General features: G+C 48.0%; 2 protein-coding genes. Both read left to right on the forward strand.

Translation table 11 applies throughout. From position 1 onward, the window contains the following. The coding region (locus KDK18_RS09940) for a transglutaminase-like domain-containing protein (protein WP_257254746.1) at positions 1-3,334 on the forward strand (3,334 nt) is incomplete at its 5' end. 156 nt (positions 3,335-3,490) lie between these two features. Continuing rightward, positions 3,491-3,953: hypothetical protein (locus KDK18_RS09945; RefSeq protein ID WP_257254747.1), on the forward strand; the 463-nt coding region annotated here is incomplete at its 3' end.

The following is a 3,953-nucleotide window of genomic DNA, read 5'->3' on the forward strand; positions in this document are numbered from 1 at the left end:
ATTCCACCTGTTTGCCACCATCAACCCACCGGAGTATAGCGGGCGAAAACCGTTATCACCGGCACTGAAAGGGCGTTTTCGACATATACCCATCCGGCAGTACAACCCGGCAGAATTGCGTGCCATTGCTGAGAAAGTGTTGCCACAGACCTGGCACGGGAAAATCGTGGCTGAATGGCTGACTGAGCAACATTGTCGTTTGAGGGCCTGCCTGCAAAGGCAAAACTTACCATTGCAGCCAACCAGTCTTGATCTACAAAATGCGGCCCGGGCCATCGTCCAAGGGGGCGATTTTACCAAAGACGGACTTCATCAGTGCCTCAATCAGCATTACCGGCTTTATCTGATGGCCGCCGGGATCTCTCTGGGGGCACTACCAAAGTCATCGGCACTTGCCACGAGTAACAGCGCTTTTGATTATCAACTTTGGGATTGGTTCAACCACATGGTATCGGACATTGAGCGTCCGTGGGTGATACGACGCAGTGATCTCAACAGTATTGATGAGAAACGCCATGAAATTCGTGTCGAGACTCGTCTGACTGAAGAAGAAGCCAGAACGGAAATAATCAGGATGGTAGCTCAGGCCAGATGGCAGGCATCCGGCCTTTCCCTGAAACCGGATCAGTCGGATGATATGCTCACCAAGGCACTCTACGGACACTGGCAGCGACGATGGTTTGATCATGAGTTTGGCCAGACGGGCGTGGACGTTAATAGCGTGTTTCCACTGACGAAAGAGCAGGAGCAAACGCTGAAAATATCGACTTATCAGCCCTGCCTTCAGGAGGCTGATCAGCGGATAAGCGCAAGGAGCTCCGGGGCGCTTCCACTAAGGCCCGCGTTCTGGTATCAGATAATTGGTCAGTCGAACCCTGTTAACAGAGCGTCAACTATTGCCACTGATAACGCTGCTGAACAATACGATCCGGAAGTCCACGAGAAACAGGCTCCGGCATTGAACCGGACAACGAACTATGAATACCAGGAGAAGTCACAGCTTGACGATTATAAAATTTTTGATTGCTACCATTCTTCTCGTCTGTATCGCCACTTGGCACGGGATATTTATGTGACTGCCAAAGGCGATGTCAAAGAGATCGATCTCAATGATAAAGACATTGATGGAGTTGAAACCCTCATACCGGAACGGTTACCAGGGCAGGACCAACCAGTGCTATTAACCAGCGATCAAGCGCTGGCGACTTTTAGCTGTTCATCAAAAAACGGCCAATATGCCTTGCCCAGCCTGAACCCTGACGACCATATCGTGGCCCTGCGTATAGAACCTGATATGGCATTTACCCTGGTCCGGGATCGATATACCGGGCTTCACACACTGTCTGTCCCTGAGGCCAAAGCTAACCAGAGTATCCAAGTGACTTATGTCGTGCAATCCAGAGTAGCGAGTAAAAAAACATTTACTAAAGAAGCCCTGCAAGAACGATCAACATGGTTTGACACCCACTGTTCAGAAGGCATGAAAAACGTACTGAACAAACTGTTTAAGACCATTGGCCGACAACTACCCGAAGTACAGGCGCCATTGCAGGCAATAAAAAACGCCAAAGACAAGACACAACTCATTCGGGCGATCACGGACTATTGCACACAGTTTTCCGGTGAGATTCAACCAGAGAGTCATGAGAATTTTTTTGAATTCCTCGTAACAAAACGACAGGGTAGCTGCCATCATCGTGTGACTGTTTTTATTGCTTTTTGTCGTTATTTCGGGATTCCATGTCGGCTAATCGATAACTTTATCCACTGCTTTGCTGAGTATTCCGAGGATGGAGGCCAAACCTGGAAATCGGTCGATTTGGACGGGGGACCCGCACAGGTAACAACAATCACACCTGCCTTCCAGCCGAATACGAAAGGAACTGTTTCCAGCACTGAGTTAAAGAAGACTCTGGGTCTCCTGAAGGAATTCCTTAAAGGCGCTGATTTAACACAACAGCAAACTCTGGCTAAAGCTTGTGGCATGAGCCTGATGGAACTGAACAACGCTTTAGCGACAAAGAGTGCATTACCAAAAACCCATCTAAGTATTTTCGAAATAGTCCGTAACCTTTGGAAGGAAAAAAACTTAACCGGTTTTGTCATGGGCGTCTCAATGCTGGAGTCACTGGAGACAGAAACACCGAGTGGTTACGGGGTAATATGGAGCGTTTTTTTGGCTTACAACGAAGACAATTTGAGTAAACCAATGTCGGAGGCAATAAAAGAAATCTTGTCCAACAGCGATGAAGATCAGGTCACAGAACAACTCAAGTCACTCCATTCAAAAATGATTGTTCAGGGCGGAGCAAACCCTCTGCAATGGTTTCATTTAATTCTGGACATACTGAAGCACATTGACTTAACCAGACCTTCGGTTATTCAATTTGTCCGTAAAACCCTGAAATCGGGTTGGCTGGACCAACCGCCAATCAACGACTTCTATACAGGGCTTGCTGATATACACCATGAGACTTTGGTACGTCTGGAAGCCGTCGATGAAGTGAAGTTTGAAGCCGCCCATGCTCTGAAAATATGGTACCGGAAGTTATTTTCCAGAGAAAAAAATAGCCAGACATGGCGGTTGGTTTACAAAAGCTTCCAAAGTAGAAACGGTGAAGCCTGGTTCGTGACTCATTGTCATGATGGGTTTTCGTCATTCCTTACGTATAAAATTATTCAGTCGTCTTTACAGATCGCCTGGACGGACGACCCCGAGGGAGTTCCGAATATAGAACGAATGCTGGTGCACCACCCCGCGTTTGCAAAGTTGAGCTCTGGCAAGGCGAACCACCGTCCAGTGATTATCCTCGGGGAACCTTCCTGGGGAAAGACCGTGATTGCGGAAAAAGTCAGAGTCCTGTTTCATCGAAAAGTTGAGAGCAGCCCGGACTTGAAGCAGATAACGGAAAAAATCAAACTCAATCCCTATGGGTTAGCAGTTGAGGATTATAGGCTTTGGAATGGTTTAAGGTACAAATACCGGCAAGCGATTCAGCAAGCCTTCAGTTATTACCTGTATGAAATGACGCACTCAAAAGCCGGTGGCTTAACGTATTGCTGGGCCAAAGCTACTATGATTGATCACATCACACCAAAGGACTATCTGGACATCTATGGCGCTCATGAGCCATCCTCACCAGAAGAGCTGTATGCCATGATGTATAAAATTGATAGCTCTGACCCATTTGCGAAATCTCTCAGGGATACTCACTTACGGCAGGCACTCAACGCCGGTAACGCTCTGGTGCTCAGATCCGATGAGCTGACAAAAATTGCCGAAGAGTTTTTGAACAGTGTAAATTTGAATTCGATTTACGACTCATTGATGTAAAACCAGGCAGATTTTTTTCCTGATTACCCGAATGAGCGGAAAGCCACTTACTTCTGGGGGGTGTCAGCTCTGTAGGGAACTTCCATCCAATTTCAAGGTCAAACCACCAAACAGTTTTAACCTGGTCCTGCAAATGACTGCGTGGAGGTATTGGCTATGGATGGTCGTATTGATGAGAAAACAAACAAACCCGTTCTCGAGAGTGGCGTGCCGACCGGGAGCGTGAAGCCGGACTCCCCGCCAAATGAAAAGGGTGTAGAAATCTGCCCTGATGTAACGTGCAAACTAAAGACATCGTTACCTGCGGTGACGTTTTCTGACAAAGCGAGAGCTGTATCCCCAGCAAAGTCCTCGCTCGATAAGCCTCCTCATGCCTTCGATTTTCGTTTTGTTGCCAGTGATGATCAGGTTCGACAGCTCTTAGTGGCCCATACTGATGATGAACATCGGGATTTCACCCTTATTTCCCACCCTGACGACCTCTCACAGGCTAATCTGGTGACCCGGTTAAGCATTGCCGACGATGGTCGCCACTCTCTGCGTTCAGGCAAGCTCTTTGAAGGTCCACAGCCACTCACCCTGGTGATGGATATCCGCAAGCTCACCAGTGAGGAGCTGC

Source organism: Endozoicomonas sp. SESOKO3 (assembly GCF_024606255.1).